This is a genomic window from Clostridium sulfidigenes (assembly GCF_052067195.1).
GTDB classification, from domain to species: Bacteria; Bacillota; Clostridia; order Clostridiales; family Clostridiaceae; genus Clostridium_J; species Clostridium_J sulfidigenes.
On record NZ_JBQHQR010000016.1, the window covers coordinates 1 to 19719 of the forward strand.

A 19719-nucleotide genomic window follows, 5' to 3' on the forward strand; every position below is an offset into this window, starting at 1 on the left:
TAAAATCATCTGTATATCTTTTACCTGTATTTCTCACATGGACACTTCCTTTCCATACATTCATTTTAACTGTTTATATTGGGTTGTGTCCATAAAAGTATACTAGCACTACTATTAAACTATGTAAAATTTTCTATATTTATCTAGGGATATATTTAAATATGTATATATTTGAGGGGGTAGAATGGGATGAATTTTTTTTGATGAGAAATTTATTTGGTAAGGGAATGTAATTATTTTAAAAATTTTATAGAATGAATGGTTTAGATTTATTTTAAAAGCTTATAATAATATATTAAATTACATAAATATGATAAAAAATAGAAATGCATAAATCCTACATTTTCATGTTGGAACAATTACACATTTCCATTTTACAATTATATAAGACTAAATTGTTTACGTATACTGGTATTAGCTCCATAAAAAGAATGGGGCAAGATATTCATTTTATGGTTGCTTATCTTTAATTATTTTTCATTAACTACATTAATAGGCATTCCATATTTTTGAGCATTATTAAAGAAGGAAATGTATTTTAATCCAATATATTTTAAATTATTTTTTTCTTTACTTTTTGCTTCTTCATATATTTTGCCTTCTTCTTCATAGCCTAGTTCTTTGCAAATCTTACTAATATTTTTAATGTCTTCATAAGTTTTATCTCTCTTATTTATTAATTGAATAAATTTATCTGAGTCTTTCATAAAGTAGCTCATCATTAGTAACTATAATTCATTTCATATTTTTACTTTAAGCCCAATTACTATCATAAAAAAGTAGTAAAAAACTACTATATTTCGTTATATATAAGAGATATAACACTAATTCAAACAATGTACTATAATAAGATGTTACTAATGCCATAATGGATAAACAAAGGTTTTTAAGTAATAACAAATTGACAGTGATGATAAGATATCTTCAGAAATTAATTGATATAGGTATTTATAAATTTAATCTAAATAATTATTACAATTTTTCTAGAACAGGTCAAACCTAATTGTACAAGCCACACAAGATTGATTGTGTGGCTTATCAACTTATATTAAAATAAACTTAATTGTTCTACCAAAAGGTTATTATTATTTTCCGATTCAATGTTATACTTTGAATAAAAGTGATTAAATAACTTTTCGTATGTTCTTTCCCCTACGCCTGGTAAGGTACTCAATACCCAAAATCTGTTAATTGGCAAACTTCTTTCAATCACTTCACTTTGTTTTTTATTAATTTTAAATTCTTTCTTTAATAATTCAAATCGTGTAGAATTAAAATCATCTACCATTTTCCTTTCAATTCCCTCTGCCTCTTTTAATTCATCTAAGCAAATAGTTATCTCAATATCATCCAAGTTTAAAAGATACATTTCCATCAAAGGCTTTACATCTGCCCATTTCAATCCCCCATTACTAGTCCCTAATTTCGGAAATGCGATTGATTTTATTCCTATTTTTTTATAATTATAAGCAAAATATCTAAGCCCTTCTTCAATCCATTCAATTTTCGATGGTGCTCTCCAGTGATTTTTAGTAGGAAAATTTAATATACGATTTTTTTTACTACTATATAATCTTGGTCTCCCTACCTTATATTCATTATTTTTACACATTTCCTCATACTTCAAAAACATATCTGGATATCTTAACTTAAACTCTAATGCTATTCCCGCACCCATTACACCAAAGCAATTAACTGTATTTACCAATACATCAGCATTAGTATTAAAAACCGTTCCCTCGTAATATTTTAACATTTTATCACCTGCAATATTATATTATTTGTTATCTAGTTTTTCTATATTTTCTTCTACACACATTATATCATTAATATAAAATTTAAGAATAGACCAATTTACACTATAATTTTCTATTAAAAAACTAAACGCCTGTTTATCAGGGTTTTCTGTTACGATTTTATATGTAGTCTCAACATCTTTACCTTTTGTATCAATTACTTCATAACAATATTTATAATTCATAAAATCATATTTATTCAACCTAATCTTTACTTCAACACTATTAATAAATTCATTATATATTACTTCGTAATCCCTTAAAAAATTATTTTTACAGTTAAACATTTTTCTACTAATCTCAAATAAATTTGACTCCCCAAAATCATTAATCGATCTTTTATAGTCACATTTACTTCTAAATATTACTTTTCTTAAATACTTTAAGCCTACTGGCGATTTCATTAATAACTCGGCTTGCCTTATTCTTTTAATCTCGTATCTTTGATAAGCGGGTAATTCGTATGGTATACTCCCTCTACTAAATACAGTATCCCATTGTATATTTTCAAAAAATATATAATCATTTCCAAATGATGAATACTTTGAACCAGCACACCCGTCAGAATATACTGCATCTTCTTGTAATATAAGTTCTTTATCAAATAATAAATATACTGGTATAGGTAAGTGTGGTTTGGCATTATTTATCTTAATCCCTTCATTTCTATATAATGTATAACTATCTTCTTCATAATAAAATCTAACACATTCTTTTACGAGTTTTTTAGTTTTACCTATAACGGTATCATCTGCACCATTTAAAAATTGAATATCATTATTATTGCAATATTCTCTACTTGATAAATATCCTGAACTAAATATACTTTCCAAATTACTATAATCTGTAAAATGCAGTGGTCCTACAAAGTTGTGATTATTTTCTAGTTTTTTTATACTTTCCATTATTTTTGTATTATCTTTTTTTAATCCCATACGTTTCTCCCCTTAATTAAACCTTTATAAAATAACTTCTATAATTTATTAATTACATTTATAAATTTTGATGATCTATTGATGGCTCATTTATGAATTCTACTATTAAAAAAATATCAATTATATCTCTAGTTGCTCTATATACAATATTATACAAGTAATAATATAGTAATTAAAGTATTAAATTTACTTGTTATCGAGTTAAAAGTATAAGAAAATACCCCTGTACATTATGTACAAGGGGTACTTTTTAGTGTTTTTTCGTCCAATAAATCTATTTAGTGATAAGTCGTTGATGATACTTCTGATGAGCCTTATTTAATTAAAAATATACTATTTTTAATTTTCGTTCCATTAAAATTAATTTCTGTTTTAGTATCCATCATATCATACTTCACTTCTGTTCGCAGCCTTTTAATTTTAGAAATTAAAGTATCTATTCTTAAAATATTATTATATGAACTTTCAAGAATTAACTTTAAAAGATTAAACTCTGACAGTGCATGTTGATTATTATAATGAAGTTGTACTCTTTTATCTACAAATATATACTCTATTTGTGGAAAATATGGTCTATTTATTACATTTATATTATTATCAAAAATATAATCTATATTTTTTTCTTCAAGTTCTAAAAAATATTTGTGCTTATTTAATTGATTCTTATAAATCTTATCAACCGCATCACAAATTTTATCATATTTATTTCCCTTGATATATATGTTTTCTTTCCATTTACATTCAATAACTATCATTGTATTTGAAATTTTATCGTATAATGATACATCTATATCACTTTTTAAATCTTTACCTTTATATTTGTGATTTTTATCAAAATACTCTTTATTTTCACTTATTACTATATTATCATACTTACTACATCCATTAATTATATTGTCTACTATTGATTGTGAAACAGTGTCATCCCTATTTATTACAGATATTTCTTTATCATAATGACCATTTACTATTGAAAATTGAAAATCATTCATTATAAAAGAAGATGGAACCCATATTATATTATCATCAATATTAATTAGAGGAAATTCATTTATTCCCCAAGAGCACTCATTTTTAATAGTAAAGTAGTCAATAAATTTATTAACTTTTATACTATCAGATATATTAAACTTCTCAAATATGTTTCTTAACATGCTATTAGTATATATAATCAAAGTTTTATACAATACAGAACCACCTGCATCTAGAATACTATCCTTAAAAAAATTAATTTTTGATAAATATAAAAATACAGATATTATATCTATTAATTCTTGAGAATTATTAAATAAATCACTTTTGAAATTACAACATATTTTATCTATATCTACTTTTATATTTTGTTTACATAATTCGTATATCTCGAAATCAACCTCATTCATAAAAATAAAATCATTCATAGATTTATATTTTTCTAAAGTATGAGATTCATTAAAATATTTGCTTAATATTCTTTCTGTTACAGCATTTTTTAGTCTTTTTTCCAATTCTACTGAATTATTATCTGTAAACTCACCCCAATAATATGAATCCTGACAGTCTAATTCATCAACTATAGTAGGTACTTTAAATATAATTTCGTTGGATTCATTTTCTTCAATTAATATCTTGTTTATTCCTCTATGCTGTTTAAATTGCCTATTCATCAAATCATTGCCGCAAATTATAAATATTTCTGCCAGAATATCATCAAATTTATTATATTTATTATTATCATATGTAAATTTATGTGATTGAATAGTTTCACCTATTAATTTCTTTATAAACCATTCTAAAATAGTACGCTTATTCCCTGCATCAGAATAAGTAGTATCTTTAGAAAATGCACTTTGCCTAAACCCATTTTCCATAGATAATAAACTATAGCATATTAGTTCATATTTACTATATTCACTGTACTTACATATAATATAATCAAATTCTTTATTAATATTTGAGTCAATTAAATTTGAAATAAACATTCTTATGTCATATTCCTTTTGTTTTTCCATTATTTCCACCCCTCATGTATTAATTCTACCATATATTTCATTAACGCGATTTACCCTATTTTAAAATGAATTAAATCAATTTATTCTCTTTTAAAATGGTTTTTTCTTAATTTGAGATACAAATAAGGTATTTTAGAGATGCTGTAATTCTATAATGAAAGCATTTCTAAAATCTATTTCTACTTCTATAATCACTTATTGAAAAATTTTAAAAAAAATTGAATTTTATGGACACATTTCAAATAAAACATTTGAAATATAAATAGAGAGGTGTGTTCAGATGAGAGAAACAGGAAAGAGATATACTGATGAATTTAAAAAGATGATTGTAGAAGTATATAATACTGGAAAACCAGTAAAAGAAATATGCGAAGAATATGGCATTAACTATGCAAGTGTAAATAACCGGGTGAACAAAGTTCAAGGTGGTAGTAAGAAAATTTTATCTAAGCCGTTAATTAAAATATCAAAGGCAGATAGAAAGACTTTAAAAGAGAATGAAAATGAGATATTAAGACTAAAAAAAGAAAATGAACGCATAGCCATGGAGAATGAAATATTAAAAAAAGCTATTGCCATATTCACGCAGGAACAAAAGCTATAATTAAATTTATTTATACTCATAAAGATAAGTATCCAGTTAAACTTCAATGGAGAGTATTAGGAATTCCTAGAAGTACTTATTATGAGAGTTTCCATAAAAAAATTTCTAAAAGAGAATTAGAGAATACTATTTTGAAAGAGGAAATAATGAAGATCTATAATGAAAACAAAAGGAGATATGGAGCTCCAAAAATTCATCAAATACTATGCGATAATTGATTCGAAGTTAGTATAAAAAGAGTTCAAAGAAAAATGAAAGAACTAGGTATATGTTCTATTGTTACAGAAAAGTTTAAGTCGACACGTAGTTCTCAAAATGTAGAAGAAAAACCCAATATATTAAATCAAGATTTTAGCGCTGAAAACATAAATAAAAAATGGGCTGGTGATATAACATATATACACACAATAAAGGATGGTTGGTGCTATTTAGCAGCAGTCTTAGATTTGTGTAGCAAAAAAGTCATTGGACACTCTTTTGGAAGGACTATGGATGCTGATCTTGTTATTGAAGCACTAAATAATGCATATGTAATAATACCTTATCTTGATATATTACATATACTGAAGCCGTTACTGTTCTATTTAAGTTCATATTTTCCTCCATTTCCTTATACTAGTATGCTAAGTATTTTCATGCTATACTTTATATTGTACCATGATACAAGCACATATAATAATGTATTTTTGTATCTCATTACATATTATTTGTTTTACTAAACATATAAAAGGGAGGTAACTATATGATATTAGACAAATTACTAATGAACAACTTGGGCAATGTTGGTGATGTATTATTAGCCAAGTCTTCATTAACTGAAGCACCTAAAAACATTGATGAAATGCGTAGATTTTTAGAAACTGTTAAAACTAGTATTGAAAATGATGAATTTGAAGGAACTATTTTAGGGAACATATTTTATTCCTTTGTTTCAGCAAAAGAAGTAAGAGATAGAAGTGTAACTTCTAGAACTTTTGAAGATATATTTTCCGGTCTTTTTCATGAAAATAGTACCGATACACTTCAAAGAACTAATCCTATCAGTACAGCTGAAATTATTGTTTTAGATGCTCTTTGTGAAGATGAAGATTGGACTATATCAGGAGATTTATCAGGAAATAAAAGAGAAAAGTCTGATTTAAATATTGGAAGTTATAGCATTTCATTAAAGACTCTTAAAGGACAAGCTTTTAATGAAAATGATGAACTTTTAACTAAAGAAGATAAAGACTTTAATGATGAATTAAATGTTGGTAGCTTATCATATAGAGCACTATTAAAAGGGTTACTAGAAGAAAGTCACTTAAAGCAATTAAGCGATAGAAAAAAGGGATTAGGCTCTAAAAAACAAATCATTGAAAATGTTATTAATCCTATGATTGAATATGATTCACTAGATGATTTTAAAAGCAGATTAGCTCTATTCTTAAATTATGTTTATGATGACGATATTTATATAGTATTAAAGTCTGACCACAGAATAATATTTCATTTAATTCCTAGAGAGAGTTTTATTCAATCACTTACAAAATCACTAGAGAATGATGTAAATGACTTTGTTAAAATATTCTACAGATGGGAAAATAATAATTTAAGAATAAAGTGGATTAAAATGATTGAAGCTATGACTAAGTACGATTTACCGTATTATTCAATTTCAATTTTCTTACAAAACAGCTTATGTAATGAAGATTTTAAAAACTTCAGACAAGAATTAGGCAAACAAATCGGAGATTATATCAATAAATATCTTGAGAAATAATAAATTTTCAAAACTTTAAGTTAGTTAAATATAAAGTAGAAGTTAAAATAATACTTCTACTTTATTACTAAACTCATTAATTATTATTTAAATCTAAAGGCAATATCTTAGCAATATTATATGCCATTAATACAGGAACCGCATTTCCAATCTGTCTATAACAAGCAGAATTTGACCCAATGAAATGAAAATTATCAGGGAAAGTTTGTATTCTTGCCACTTCCCTTACAGATAGTCTTCTATGTTGTAATGGATGTGGTATTATCAACGGACCACCTGTTCCACTGCCTCTTCCCATTATTGTCGGAGAATATTTATCCCAATTTGTTGCTCTATTCCCTACTCTATTATTAATGTTTACTCTACATAAACTTCCTGTATGGTTTAGTATTTCTTGATTATCCGGTTCAAAATCTTGTGGTAAATCACTTATAGCATCTCTTAATGTTTGTATTCTATAAATAATATTATCCTCATTCCTTAGATAATGCCTGTTTCTATCTAAATCATTATTAAGCCATAAATTATACATACGATTAACTTTTTGCCAAGATGTTATATTTTCTTCAATCTCACTATCTTTTGAATGAGTAGGTTGAACAAATAATGTTTTCTTAGGCTTGTTTCTTGGAGCATGTTGCTGTGGAATATGATATATTCCATTAAGATCATTTCTTACTCCAACAATTATTACTCTTTCTCTATTTTGAGGTACACCATAGTTATATGCATTTAAGACATTATAACATACCGTATATCCAGCTCTCTCTAAATCCTCAATTATCATATCCAAAACTTCGCCACGTTCAATATTTTCTAGTCCTTTAACATTTTCTAGTACAAAGAAACTAGGTTGTTTAATAGTTATAATTTTCAATAGTTCTAGATATAAAAAGTTCCTCTCATCATCATCCATATTCCTATTAACATTAGCTATTGAAAATCCTTGGCATGGAAAACCTCCAATAACAACATCTGCCTCTGGAATCAATCTATCTATATCATCATTTGGAATATTTAATATTTGTGTTATATCTCCAAGTACACTCTCATGGTCCTCATGCCTTCCTATATTCTCATTATATGTTCTTACAGCATCTCCATCAAAATCATTTGACCATACAACTTCATGACCTGCTAACAGAAATCCTAAGTCCATTCCTCCTGCTCCTGAGAAGAAAGATATTATCCTCATTTAAATCATCCTTTCCTTACCTTTATATCTTTAGTTTCATATCACTACTATAATATACTTTTTAACAATTTGCAAGCTTTTTCTTCAAAAAAACAATTTAATAATTTTTGAGATGCAAAATATCTTAATCATTAAAATTAAGCTATCTATATTAACTATCAATTAGGTTGTCATTAAGTTATTTTTAGTACGATATTTTTAGCTTTAAAATAGCCTTAGGCAAACTATTGTAAATGCCCAAGGCTATAAACTGCATTTACTTGTGGTACGGTTCACCGTAACGTTAACAAATGCGATTTTTTCTTTTTATATTTTTGAATAAACCCAATATCTTACTTTTTAAAATTTTTGCTAGTAAAAATTTTAAACATAATTATTTTCCATCTTATTCTTCTGAAATTATTTAATTCATTAATTAAATCAGGTGTACTAATGAAATTAATTCTACTTATTAATTTCATACATTTTAATTATTTATCAACTTATCTCTCTCTTCTGAAAATGCATCAGAAAATAGCTTAGCTCTTTTTTCTTTAAGCTGATTTATATTAGTGATATCTGAAAATGTTTCAAAATCATCTTCAGATATTTCAGCTAGTCTTATAATTTGTTTTTTAAGCCATTCATCTGTAATTTTATTTAATCTTTTATCACTCTTCTCAATATTTTCTCCTTTAGGAAGTAATGCTAAATTAATTATACAATCTTTCATATCTTGGTTAGCTCCATCATTATCCTTAAATAAACTTTGAGCTACAATATGATCTATCTCAAAAATGGTTGTTGAATTTTTATATACTGGATCTATTTTTTTAATTATGTAGTAATGGTACATGAAAGCTTTTAATATACTAACTGATGTACTTTTTCCCTTAAACTTACCTGTAGATAATTCATTTATTAGTTCAATCCACTCCTCTTTTTTTATTGCTATTATTCTATTTTTATAATTTTTTATATCTCCTGATAAACGTGAATCACTCGATCCACTCCATATACGTATCGTATACTCATATATTAGTCTATCACATAAAATCATCGCTTCTCTAATAAAAGTATCAGCCTTTGATGTTGATTTTTTAGGACGCTCATAACCTATCCATAGTTTGTATAAAATGGTTATATACTCAATCGCTATTGTATTACTTGTTATTGACATAATAGATTTATTCCACCATTGTAAATATTTAAAATACTCAGTTTGCTCTAAGCGATTAATAATATCATTGATATCATTAACAAGCTTATCTATATCAACATCCCAATCAATTTTCTTCTTTTCAAGATTTGTTATATTATTATTATTTATTCCGCCTGTATATATAGCACTAATCAATCTAAATCCCAATGACATAGCTTCTTTGAACGAAGTATCTTTTTCTATATTTAAATTATCAAATATAATATGGTTTTTATCAATTCTAGATAAAAAAGTTGCTCCAAGATCCCATCTATATACATCATTAGGAACATCAATATCTAACTTCTGATACATTTTCTTAACCTCATCTTTTACTACACCAGAAGGATTTTCAAGTGGTATGTTCCAAAATGGTCTAGCTGAAAGAAGTTCCTCTTTAGTTAGTGGAGTTCCTCCTGCATTAACTAAAGAAAATATATTTTGAGCATCTAGCACGGACGCATTAGTTAGTTTTATAACACCTATACTTGACTCTTGTATAACCTCATCTGTACATTTTGTTACAGCAAAACATTTTTCATAATACTCCCATTGGTGATCAATATACTTTAAAACATCTTTTGCTTGTTTTTCAGAAAGTTTATATCTTTTAATTAGAAATGCAGTGAATTCTTCTTTCTTATCATTAGCATTATCTATTAAATATTGTATATGCTTTTTTAACTTCTCTGAATCAACAATATATTCTCCATCAATATTTTTTGTATAATCTAATTCTGCTTCCGGAATAATCCCATCAAAAAGAAACATTTTTTCGAACCTTGTTTTTTTATTTCTATATGGATGAATAATTAATATTAGGTCTAGTAAAGATTTTAAACTTGAATACTGGGTTTCCACATTAAAAGAATATTCAATATCTTCACTATCATCACTCTCTTCACTAATATCGCTTTCATCATTATTATCATCATCTGAATTACTTCCAAACTCATTTTGTAGATAAACATCTATAGCAGACCAAAATTTTTTCTTTAACTCTTCTTCAGATTCTGTATAATTAAAATTAGCAAACTTTTTTGCCCAATGATAAAGTTCAACTGGATTTTCCTTAATCAATTTTAAAGCATTTCTTCGTTGCCTTCCATCAAGTAACCAATCTATCCTATCTGGCTTATTACATGAGTTAATTATTACAACCCCTATTGGATATCCTTTAAATACACTTATACATAATTTAAAGTTATCAGTTGGCTTCCACGTCTGTTTCCTTTGAAATCTTGGTAACTTAATACTACGATTCTCAATAAATGAATTTGTACTATTTTCAACAATACTATATCCCATAAATACCTCCTATATGAAATAATCCCTTTAATAAAATACTTAACAGTATTTTACTAATGCATTCACCCTAATTATGAATTTATTTACAATTATAGCATACTATAAAATTAATAAATACCATTTGTAATATACATAATGTAAAAAATAGTATATCACTTATGATATATTATTTCACTTGTAAAAGTAACCTTATCCAAGCAATATCAATGGTTAAGGCTATGAACCTCATTTACTTATGGTAAGACTCATTCTTAATTATCCTAAAATGCATCATGTAATCTTTTAATACTTCTTCTTACCTCTCCCAAACCCCATACCCTTGATTAAATGCTATCTGATACAGAGGCTCTATATTTGCTTTTAACTTCAGGTTAAACTCTTCTTTTTCAATTTTTCTTTCATTATTTGCAGCTATGTTTATGGATAAATATCCTTCTAAGTGGTTTTTATATCTTTTAAGATTTCTTTGCATTATATCAAAGCTTTTATATTGAATTTCACAGAACTTGTCCATGTATAAATTAAGGTCAGGTAGTTTATTACTCTTTTGACTGTTTACATTTTTAAAGGTAGGTGCTAAATTCCATAGTTCATCATGTAGTACAAAGCTCCAGGGAATAAAGTGGTCTATGCTTAGATTTCCATAATTAGAGAAGTTCTCTTCTGTTAGTTTCTTTCCTGTATAAATATCACTAACAGTTTTATCCCTATTTATCTCTGTCCAAAGCTTAGTTGCCTTACTTAGATCCCTTTTACCTGGCGCTGTTATTTTAAATGGAATTGCTGGTACATTAGGATTTCTCTTTTGAAGATAGCCAACCAGGTTATAATGCATCCATCCACATATTATAGTTTGATTAGCACTTATGTACTTATACCAAGAGTCATTAATTTCTATAATCTTATTATCAATATCTATTTTATATATAGCTCTCTCATCTAGATTGGTCAGCTCAGCTATAAACTTATTTCTCTTAGTACCATTCTTCTTAAATATATCCTTTGTTAATGCTAATTCCTTAGCAAAGAAGGGAGTTAAAAGCCTATAAGGTACATAATCTCGAAGTTTTTTAATCCTTTTTTCAACTTCAACATCTTCTATATTTTCTATAACCTCTAATAGTTTATTTTTATTCATATCACAAGGTATATTATATTTTTCATGGATTAATATAACTAAATCAAAGAGCCTATCTTGAATTCCTAAACTAAGTTTATAGTGAGTAACGGGATACCATGCTCCCACTATCATTCTACATACAAGTTTCCTAAAAGATATGTACTTATTTCCCTTAATTATCTCTTCATAAATTCCAAAGAACCAAAATATTTTATAACTACTACTTAAATTTTCTTCTAATATTCTTGAAAAGCTATTTAAATCTACACTACCATCATAGGGTAAAGTAATAGAACCATAAGGATTAGTAATAATTGAGGATGTAATATCCTTAACATCAATTTTAGCTTCTTCTATTTCATCTAATAAATCATCATCTATAATGACATTCTCAAACATAGTTATCTCCTATAATCTCATTGAATCTTCACCGTATTTATATTTCTTCTTCTCATTCGCCATATAGCTCCATATTTTATAATCTAATATTCTTACATTAAGCTTTGGATACTCACTTTTTAACCTATTTAAAGCTTCCTGTAGTACATCAGTAGCTGAGTTTATAGTAATATCCTCACTACAATATTTATGTAAGAAATTCATAACATGTCTATCTGGTTTGCATAAATCATTATCCCCAGCTAACATAAAGAAATATTGAAGTGATATTCCACTTCCTTGACCTTTTACAGCTAATAACTCCTTTTGAATTTCTTTATCCATGTACACCTTATTAATATCTTGAAGATATTCAACTCCATGATTAGCGAGTATTCTACTGAAGATATACACTGCTTCAGTTTTTAATATTCCATTCACTGCTGATGTACGCTGGCGATTCTTTAATATTTTGTTTGTAAAATTATCTATACCAAACTTCTCAACATTAATCATGAACTCTGAAACTGATTGTTGTTTTTGAATTGAAGGTATTAGTGACTTTAAAGGTCTAATTCTGTCTAAGTCAAAATACTCACAATAACGTATTACTGTATTTTTAGTACTTGAGTATTTAACTCCTATAGAGAAAATAGCATCAATTATACAAAATGGTAGGCTATTATAATAAAATTCCTCTGCCAAAGAAATATTTCCTAAATCCAAAAGCCTCATACAGTTATTTGTAAGAAATCCAATGTTATTCATATACTTCTCCTATATACCATGTTTTTATATGTAAAAATGTAAATAATTTCATTTTTTATTAATATCACGTTACACATATATTGTACCACCTCCCTCTCCACCGCTCAATAAATTCATACCATTTAAAACATATATTTCCTTTGTTTAATGTATAACTACATAAAAAACAGCAGAATTCTGAAATTCTACTGTTTCTTATTTTTCTAGTTACTTAGTTTTATAGGGAATACATCTCTAATTAAATATACTTCTTTAACTCCTCAATGGACTCTATATCAAACAAATCTCCATTAATCTTTTCTATCTTTTCTAAAGATAATTTAAGTATAGACTCTATTATATTCTCTGGAATATCCTTAAACTTTTTCCTTAAAAGTTTTATAGTACTTTTAGCTAAAGCGCTTTTTGCTTCTTCTCTACCTTCTTGCCTACCTTCTGCCCTACCTTCTTCTCTTCCTTCATCCCTAGCACCCTGAAGTCTACTTTTCTCATCCCTTATAGCTTTATCTCTCATCTCAGCCAACTGTATTAACTCTTTATCTCCACTAATATTGTATAGAACATCCATTGCTTCCTTGATTTCAGCATCTTCCTTTTTCATTATATCTATCTCCTTTCCCTCTGGATTTATTAAAAAGCTTAGAAGGTAGATTTTTCTCCACAATTTGGACAATAATTCATGATAAATCTCCACTTATTAATAAATTTTTATTTTATTTATCCATGAAAATGTTATATTTACACTTATAAAACTATATAATTCAATCTTTCTATAAATAATATATTTTCTCTGAAAACATATTATTTTACACATTCATCATATAACTCTTTAGATAGATTCTTAATAGCATTGATCTCTTCATTTGCTTTTCCATCTTGTGTTAAAACGCATAAAACATAGGTTCCTTTATCTGTTTCAACAATAGCCACATCATTCTGAACACCGTATTCGTCATATTCACCAGTTTTATTATAGACTGTTACGTTTCGTGGTAAATCGCCAGGAATTTTCTTATGATTTGTATTTTTTGACATCAACTGTAGCATATAGGTGTCTGCCTCATCGCTTACACATTGTTTATTATAAATACGAGTCAATATATTTCCCATATCATATACAGTTACATAATTATCTTTTCCTTGTTTTAAAGCCTCAGTATCAAGCATTTTGCGATTCATTTGTGAATTTACACATCCTAATGCTTTTATACGTGAATTAACAACTTGTACCCCTCCAACTGCATCAACTAGCATATTGGCAGCTGTATTATCACTATCGATCATCATGTACTCTAACAGCTGTTGAATTGTATAGGCACTACCACTTTCTTGATTTTGTATAACTCCTGTACCTCCAACTTTATCACTTTGTGACATGGTTAATTTCATATCATTATATAGCATACCATCTTCAATTTGTTGCATAACTTCAATCATAATGAATAATTTAATTGTACTTGCAGAGCGTAATGGAGTATCATTAATTGTTAATGGTGAACCCATTTCTACATTACCAAAGTATAAAGAATTAGAACCTGATATTGGCTTTAGATATTTGTCAGCAAGTGACTGTGCAAATTCTTTCTGTTTGATAAACTTAGGTACATCTAATCGGTTATCTTTTGGTTGAACCTCAAATGTTGTCTCTATATAACCATTTTTTTTATCTTTAGCAACGCCTAGTTGAATTTCATGATTTGTATTTTCACCATCAGAAATGGTTGATTCATATGTAATGACATATTGTTTTTCTGCTTCACTTAATAGCTCCTTATATAATCTTTCCAAATCCTGAATATCATCAATTGCTATATAATTTCCATTTGTATCTGTACAAATTTTTTCAATAGCAGCAGTTCCTTCTATATCTTCTTCATTCAATAGTCCAACTACATAAATTGGAATACCCAGTTCTCTTGATTTTTGAATAACTTCATCTGGTGTACTTTTACTCGAATTGTCTATTCCATCTGTAAAAGCTATAATAAGCTTAGCACCACTATTCTTATCCGTTTCATCTAATGCCATCATTAAAGCATCATATAATGCTGTCTCTCCATCTGGAGTTAAAGCAGATAATGCATTATTAATAGAATCATAATTATTAGTTAAATAACTAGTTAATGTAGCTTCAGTATTAAAACTAATAATTCCAGCTTGGCTCTTTGAATAATCAATTGTTTCTAAAATTTTTCTAGCAATATCCTTACACGAATTAAGTAATCCATTTTCCTCCATGCTACCACTGGTGTCTATTACAAAATTCATATTTAAATTTTCTTTTTCACTAAATTTTTCAATGCTCTTTACAGATACTTCTTTATAAGAATCCCTATACCTTTCTTTCAACACTAAGTCTTTTACTTCTAATTGTTGTAATGCTTCATCTTCATTTTCTTTTGCACTTAAATATAATTTGATTGTTGGGTAGGCACTAGTATCTACTTGTCCTACTTGCAAACTAATTTCATTCTCTTCTACTGAATTGGATGCAGAGTCATTTTTTACTTCAAATAATTTCTTATCGTCGTTTTTATTTAAGTACAAATACCAAAATGCTATTCCTCCTATTAACAGTAGCGAAAGAATTCCAACTACCCAAGGCCATATTATTCTTTTCTTTTTTTGACTTAATGACTGTTTATGTTGTATTACCTCCTCACAGTTTTCGGGTTTATCCATTGGTAAAATAGATTTACTAACTGTTTTATCTTCTTCCGGTTGTAGCAAAAAACCGCAGCTTTCACAAAACTTCTCATTTTGTACTTTTTTACTACACTTTGGGCAAATTACCTTATTAAGATCCTCCAATTTTGAAATAGGCGCTCCACATTTCTCACAGAAATTCCCATTCTTTACGTCTTGATGACAATTAGGACATATCATCTCTTCTTCCTCCCCAATATATGAATTTAGTATATGTTTCCATTTAGATAATATCAGTAAAATTGTAAATAAGTCAATAATTTGTTCATAATATGAACTAGCAACATTAAATTTAATCACTTATATATTTTAATAGTTTTTTATATAACTAATAAATAGATATTTGAAATCTATACCAATAAATTTAGATATTACTTTACAATACATGCTCCACTGCTCAATAAATCCATACCATTTAAAACATATATTTCCTTTGTTTAATGTATAACTACATAAAAAACAGCAGAATTCTGAAATTCTACTGTTTCTTATTTTTCTAGTTAATTAATAGTATATCTATTTTATTTCACTAATATTTTATAAAACATCTATAATCTAATCCCACAGGCATTTTTAAGAATCAAACTTTATGTCATGATGTACTCTATACTGTTCAATTTGCTTACCTTTATAGCTAATTGCATTAACCGGACAGTTGTGAATGCAACGTGTACACATAATACACTTATTAAAATACTTCTTATCTTTAAATTTTATATTTTTCTTTGGACAATTTTTTTCACACATTCCACAACCAATACAGTTTTCATTAATGCTAAAGGACTTACCTAGTGATTTTGCCATAATTCTAAATAAATCAGCAAATAAATCAATCATTATCACTGACTCTTTTATTCTTATTTCATTACTATTATTAATTTTACTTAATGACTCCATAATTTTAGTTGCTGCATTTTCAAATTGTTGCTTTTGAATATTATCAGGGGTAGGATCATATTTATCGATGTAGAAGTTACGTGGCATTTCAAAAGCACTCATATCTAGAAGTGAATAACCTTTATTTATCAGTTTTTTACCAATTGATTTAACACCATTTGCATTTAATAATCCTGCTGAGGTTGAAAAGACAATAGCTTTTTTTCCCTCTACTCTTTTTACATTCTTCCTGATCCAATTGATTAGCTCATCAGGCATATTTCCTGCATAAATGGGACCACCAATTATTAATAATTCATGATCTGGTATGCAAGTTGACTCTTCTATAGACATAATCTCAATATGATGACCTGACTTTGCAAGCACAGCTTCATAGCCTTCTGCTATTGCTTTTGTATTTCCTGTACCACTAAAATATACAATGGATACATTCATATTATCTCCTCCAAATTTTCAGATATTTTAGTAAGTGTAATAAGAGTTTGATTTATATCACTTGGATCTATATCTTTTGTTATCAATGCATTTAAATTAATAAATATAGGGACAATTTCAGATTTTAAGTTAACACCTTTTGCTGTCAAGCGATAACCCTTTTTATTAATATCTGACTGCTCAATATATCCCTTTTCTAATAATTTTAGTACACTCCTGCTAATATTGCCCTTATCTACACCAACCAGTTTGACCAAATCGTTTTGCGTTAAAGTGTTCTCAATATCATTAAAGAAAGTCATCAATATCTGCATTTGTCCCATACCAATATCATAATGTTTTAAATCTCTTTCAATTTTCGTCTTCAAATTCTTATATATGTTCATTACTAAGTCGCCTAGTTTTTCCGTATGCATACTTTATCTCTCCTCTTTAAGTTGTGTGGACAACTTAATATTAACACACATTTGTTGTGTGCGCAACTTATTTTTGAAAATACTGAACCACATAAAAAAACAGCAGAATTCTGAAATTCTACTGTTTCTAGGTATTTCTTATTACTTAGTTTTATAGTACTTTTAGCTAAAGCATATGTCCGATTATATTTTGATATTTCAATCAAAAAATCACAGACTCTGTCATAATAAGTATTATTGAATCTTTTAAAATAAAATTTCATTTTATCTCCCCCCCTACCTCAATTAATAATTATTATATCTCACATAACTTGCTTAGTAAATCATTCAAAGCCAATTTATTCACAATTCAGATAATTATGGAAAACAGTTGTAAGCTTATGTTATAATTAATTCATTATGGTAATTTAAAATTGCCTAATAAAGATTATTTATATAACCTCTCTTTATTGGGCAGAAAAAGAGAGGTAGAATTATCTGAAATAGATTATTTTATTGTTAGGAGATGAATATATGGAATGGATAGAACGATTAAATAGTGCTGTTAATTATATAGAAGATAATATAAAAGAAACTATAGATTTAGAAGAAATATCAAAGATTGCATGTTGCTCAACTTATCATTTTCAAAGGATGTTTGCCTATATAGCAGATATACCATTATCAGAATATATACGACGTAGGAGAATGTCATTGGCAGCTGTTGATTTACAGAGTGGCAATGAAAAAGTGATAGATATTTCACTAAAATATGGATATGATTCGCCAACAGCATTTAACCGAGCTTTTAAAAGTGTACATAGCATAGCACCATCCCAGGCAAAAGAAGAAGGTACAATATTAAAAGCATTTCCTCCTATCAGCTTCAAAATAACAATAAAAGGAGATAGTGAAATGAATTACAGAATTGAAAAGAAAGAATCATTTAGAATTGTAGGTATTTCAGAACCATTAGAAGCAGAAATTGAGAAAAACTTTGAAATTGTACCAAAAATGTGGGGTGCAGCTGCAATGAATGGAACAATACCAAGACTTGCTACCATGATGGATGGAATGCCTATGGGTATGCTTGGAGTAAGTTCATGTAATGAATCAGATAATTGGAGATACTATATTGCAGTTGCAAGTAGTCAACCAATAGAGAATAATTTAGAAGAATACATTGTCCCTAGCTCCCTGTGGGCAATATTTTCAGGAGAGGGAAGTTCTCAGTCTATACAGGAGCTAGAAAAAAAAATCGTAACTGAATGGCTTCCGACTTCAGGATATGAATACGGAAATGCACCAGATATTGAGGTGTATTTAAATGCAGACCCGGAGAATGCCAAATATGAAGTATGGATTCCAGTTTCAAAAAAGGAGAATTAAGTATTGTACATTTAGTATATTGCGATGACAAAGAAAAGGTATTAGAAAAAATATATGATATTTCTAAATTTAGAAATCAAAATAAGTTTCCAAAAAATGCCTTTAGAAAATAACATAATTAAGGTAGAATATGATATTCTCCCTTAATTATGTGTATATTTCAACATTGTATTAAAACAAAACCTAATTCATTAGCTCATATCTTATAAGTTATGTGGATGCCATTCTAAGCTTTATTTTCAATATAAAAAAGCCTCTACCCTTTTAGGTAAAGACCTTTCAACCTATAATAAAAAAAGTGAATTAACTCAACCGTATACTACAGTAAGCCAAATGCTTTTGAAAATTACTCCGGAAAAACTCGTAACTGTACTGATACTCCATTTGGATCATATACATAAAAATAGCGAGTTCCATCACCAGGGTTTTGGATGGCAGAAGGATTAAGACCTCTGTCCAGCACAAGATTATGCATTTCATCTAGTTTATCTGTTTTAAAGCAAATGAACATACCCTTTCCTTCAAACTTCTGACCCTGTGGCATACAGACAAGTTCAATCTCAGTTTCTCCCTTGCCATTTGTCAGAAATGCAAGCTCTCCAGCTCCTGCTTTAAAGCGTCGGGAAACAGTTAGTTCTGTAATTGTCTCATAAAATTTAATAGATTCTTCTAAGTCGTTGACCATTAAGGTTACATGCTGAATATGCATAATATATCCCCTTTCCTTTGTGTAATCTTTAATAATTATCTCATAATGAAATATGTAATGCAATAATTGCCCTACTACATTTAAAGTATAAATTCCCTTTGTTTAACCTGTAACTACATAAAAAAACAGTAGAATTCTGAGATTCTACTGC

At 27.7% G+C, this 19719-nt stretch carries 17 protein-coding genes; 4 read left to right on the forward strand and 13 right to left on the reverse strand.

Annotated elements, in window-relative coordinates; genetic code table 11:
• Window positions 1-470: 470 nt before the first annotated feature.
• The 4 genes from ACTNBA_RS15870 to ACTNBA_RS15885 form a co-directional block, all read right to left on the reverse strand.
• Window positions 471-707, reverse strand: coding sequence for a hypothetical protein (locus tag ACTNBA_RS15870; protein ID WP_441075256.1), 237 nt, complete (start codon window positions 705-707; stop codon window positions 471-473).
• 341 nt (window positions 708-1048) lie between these two features.
• On the reverse strand, window positions 1049-1756 hold the full coding sequence (locus tag ACTNBA_RS15875; RefSeq protein ID WP_441075258.1) for a macro domain-containing protein: 708 nt from the start codon (window positions 1754-1756) through the stop codon (window positions 1049-1051).
• A 21-nt stretch (window positions 1757-1777) separates the two neighbouring features.
• Window positions 1778-2731: a DarT ssDNA thymidine ADP-ribosyltransferase family protein gene (locus tag ACTNBA_RS15880; RefSeq protein ID WP_441075260.1), complete on the reverse strand. Its 954-nt coding sequence runs from the start codon at window positions 2729-2731 to the stop codon at window positions 1778-1780.
• 314 nt (window positions 2732-3045) lie between these two features.
• Window positions 3046-4722 (reverse strand): hypothetical protein, encoded by a 1677-nt coding sequence (locus ACTNBA_RS15885; protein ID WP_441075262.1) that lies wholly within the window; start codon window positions 4720-4722, stop codon window positions 3046-3048.
• A 280-nt stretch (window positions 4723-5002) separates the two neighbouring features.
• On the opposite strand from ACTNBA_RS15885, the gene ACTNBA_RS15890 reads away from it, so the two are divergent.
• The 3 genes from ACTNBA_RS15890 (at window position 5003) to ACTNBA_RS15900 (ending at window position 7088) form a co-directional block, all read left to right on the forward strand.
• Window positions 5003-5326, forward strand: a complete 324-nt coding sequence (locus tag ACTNBA_RS15890; protein WP_441075264.1) for a transposase — start codon at window positions 5003-5005, stop codon at window positions 5324-5326.
• A gap of 251 nt (window positions 5327-5577) precedes the next feature.
• Window positions 5578-6045 (forward strand): DDE-type integrase/transposase/recombinase, encoded by a 468-nt coding sequence (locus ACTNBA_RS15895; RefSeq protein ID WP_441075265.1) that lies wholly within the window; start codon window positions 5578-5580, stop codon window positions 6043-6045.
• A 23-nt stretch (window positions 6046-6068) separates the two neighbouring features.
• A complete protein-coding gene (locus tag ACTNBA_RS15900) occupies window positions 6069-7088 on the forward strand; it encodes a hypothetical protein (protein ID WP_441075267.1) in 1020 nt (339 codons plus the stop codon).
• A gap of 76 nt (window positions 7089-7164) precedes the next feature.
• Here the strand turns inward: ACTNBA_RS15900 and ACTNBA_RS15905 are convergent, their stop codons facing one another.
• The 8 genes from ACTNBA_RS15905 to ACTNBA_RS15940 all read right to left on the reverse strand — a co-directional run bounded on the left by ACTNBA_RS15905 (window position 7165) and on the right by ACTNBA_RS15940 (window position 17491).
• Window positions 7165-8283 carry a DNA cytosine methyltransferase gene (locus ACTNBA_RS15905; RefSeq protein ID WP_441075269.1) on the reverse strand — a complete coding sequence of 373 codons (1119 nt, stop codon included), beginning with the start codon at window positions 8281-8283 and terminating at the stop codon, window positions 7165-7167.
• Between the two features lie 466 nt (window positions 8284-8749).
• Window positions 8750-10771 carry a DUF262 domain-containing protein gene (locus ACTNBA_RS15910; protein ID WP_441075270.1) on the reverse strand — a complete coding sequence of 674 codons (2022 nt, stop codon included), beginning with the start codon at window positions 10769-10771 and terminating at the stop codon, window positions 8750-8752.
• 295 nt (window positions 10772-11066) lie between these two features.
• On the reverse strand, window positions 11067-12290 hold the full coding sequence (locus tag ACTNBA_RS15915; RefSeq protein WP_441075272.1) for an HNH endonuclease signature motif containing protein: 1224 nt from the start codon (window positions 12288-12290) through the stop codon (window positions 11067-11069).
• A 9-nt stretch (window positions 12291-12299) separates the two neighbouring features.
• Complete coding sequence (locus tag ACTNBA_RS15920) at window positions 12300-13037, reverse strand: DUF8548 family protein (protein ID WP_441075273.1); 738 nt, start codon at window positions 13035-13037, stop codon at window positions 12300-12302.
• Between the two features lie 238 nt (window positions 13038-13275).
• Window positions 13276-13638, reverse strand: a complete 363-nt coding sequence (locus tag ACTNBA_RS15925; protein WP_441075275.1) for a DUF4351 domain-containing protein — start codon at window positions 13636-13638, stop codon at window positions 13276-13278.
• Window positions 13639-13838: 200 nt separating this feature from the next.
• Window positions 13839-15923, reverse strand: coding sequence for a serine hydrolase (locus ACTNBA_RS15930; RefSeq protein WP_441075276.1), 2085 nt, complete (start codon window positions 15921-15923; stop codon window positions 13839-13841).
• 393 nt (window positions 15924-16316) lie between these two features.
• A complete protein-coding gene (locus ACTNBA_RS15935) occupies window positions 16317-17075 on the reverse strand; it encodes an EFR1 family ferrodoxin (protein WP_441075278.1) in 759 nt (252 codons plus the stop codon).
• The gene (locus ACTNBA_RS15940) at window positions 17072-17491 is read right to left on the reverse strand and encodes a MarR family winged helix-turn-helix transcriptional regulator (RefSeq protein WP_441075279.1); all 420 of its coding nucleotides are present in this window, start codon (window positions 17489-17491) and stop codon (window positions 17072-17074) included. Before ACTNBA_RS15940 ends, ACTNBA_RS15935 begins: the two co-directional genes overlap by 4 nt.
• A gap of 513 nt (window positions 17492-18004) precedes the next feature.
• Here ACTNBA_RS15940 and ACTNBA_RS15945 point away from each other — a divergent pair.
• Window positions 18005-18859 carry an AraC family transcriptional regulator gene (locus ACTNBA_RS15945; RefSeq protein WP_441075281.1) on the forward strand — a complete coding sequence of 285 codons (855 nt, stop codon included), beginning with the start codon at window positions 18005-18007 and terminating at the stop codon, window positions 18857-18859.
• Window positions 18860-19205: 346 nt separating this feature from the next.
• Here the strand turns inward: ACTNBA_RS15945 and ACTNBA_RS15950 are convergent, their stop codons facing one another.
• Window positions 19206-19568 (reverse strand): VOC family protein, encoded by a 363-nt coding sequence (locus tag ACTNBA_RS15950; protein ID WP_441075283.1) that lies wholly within the window; start codon window positions 19566-19568, stop codon window positions 19206-19208.
• Between the last annotated feature and the right edge of the window lie 151 nt (window positions 19569-19719).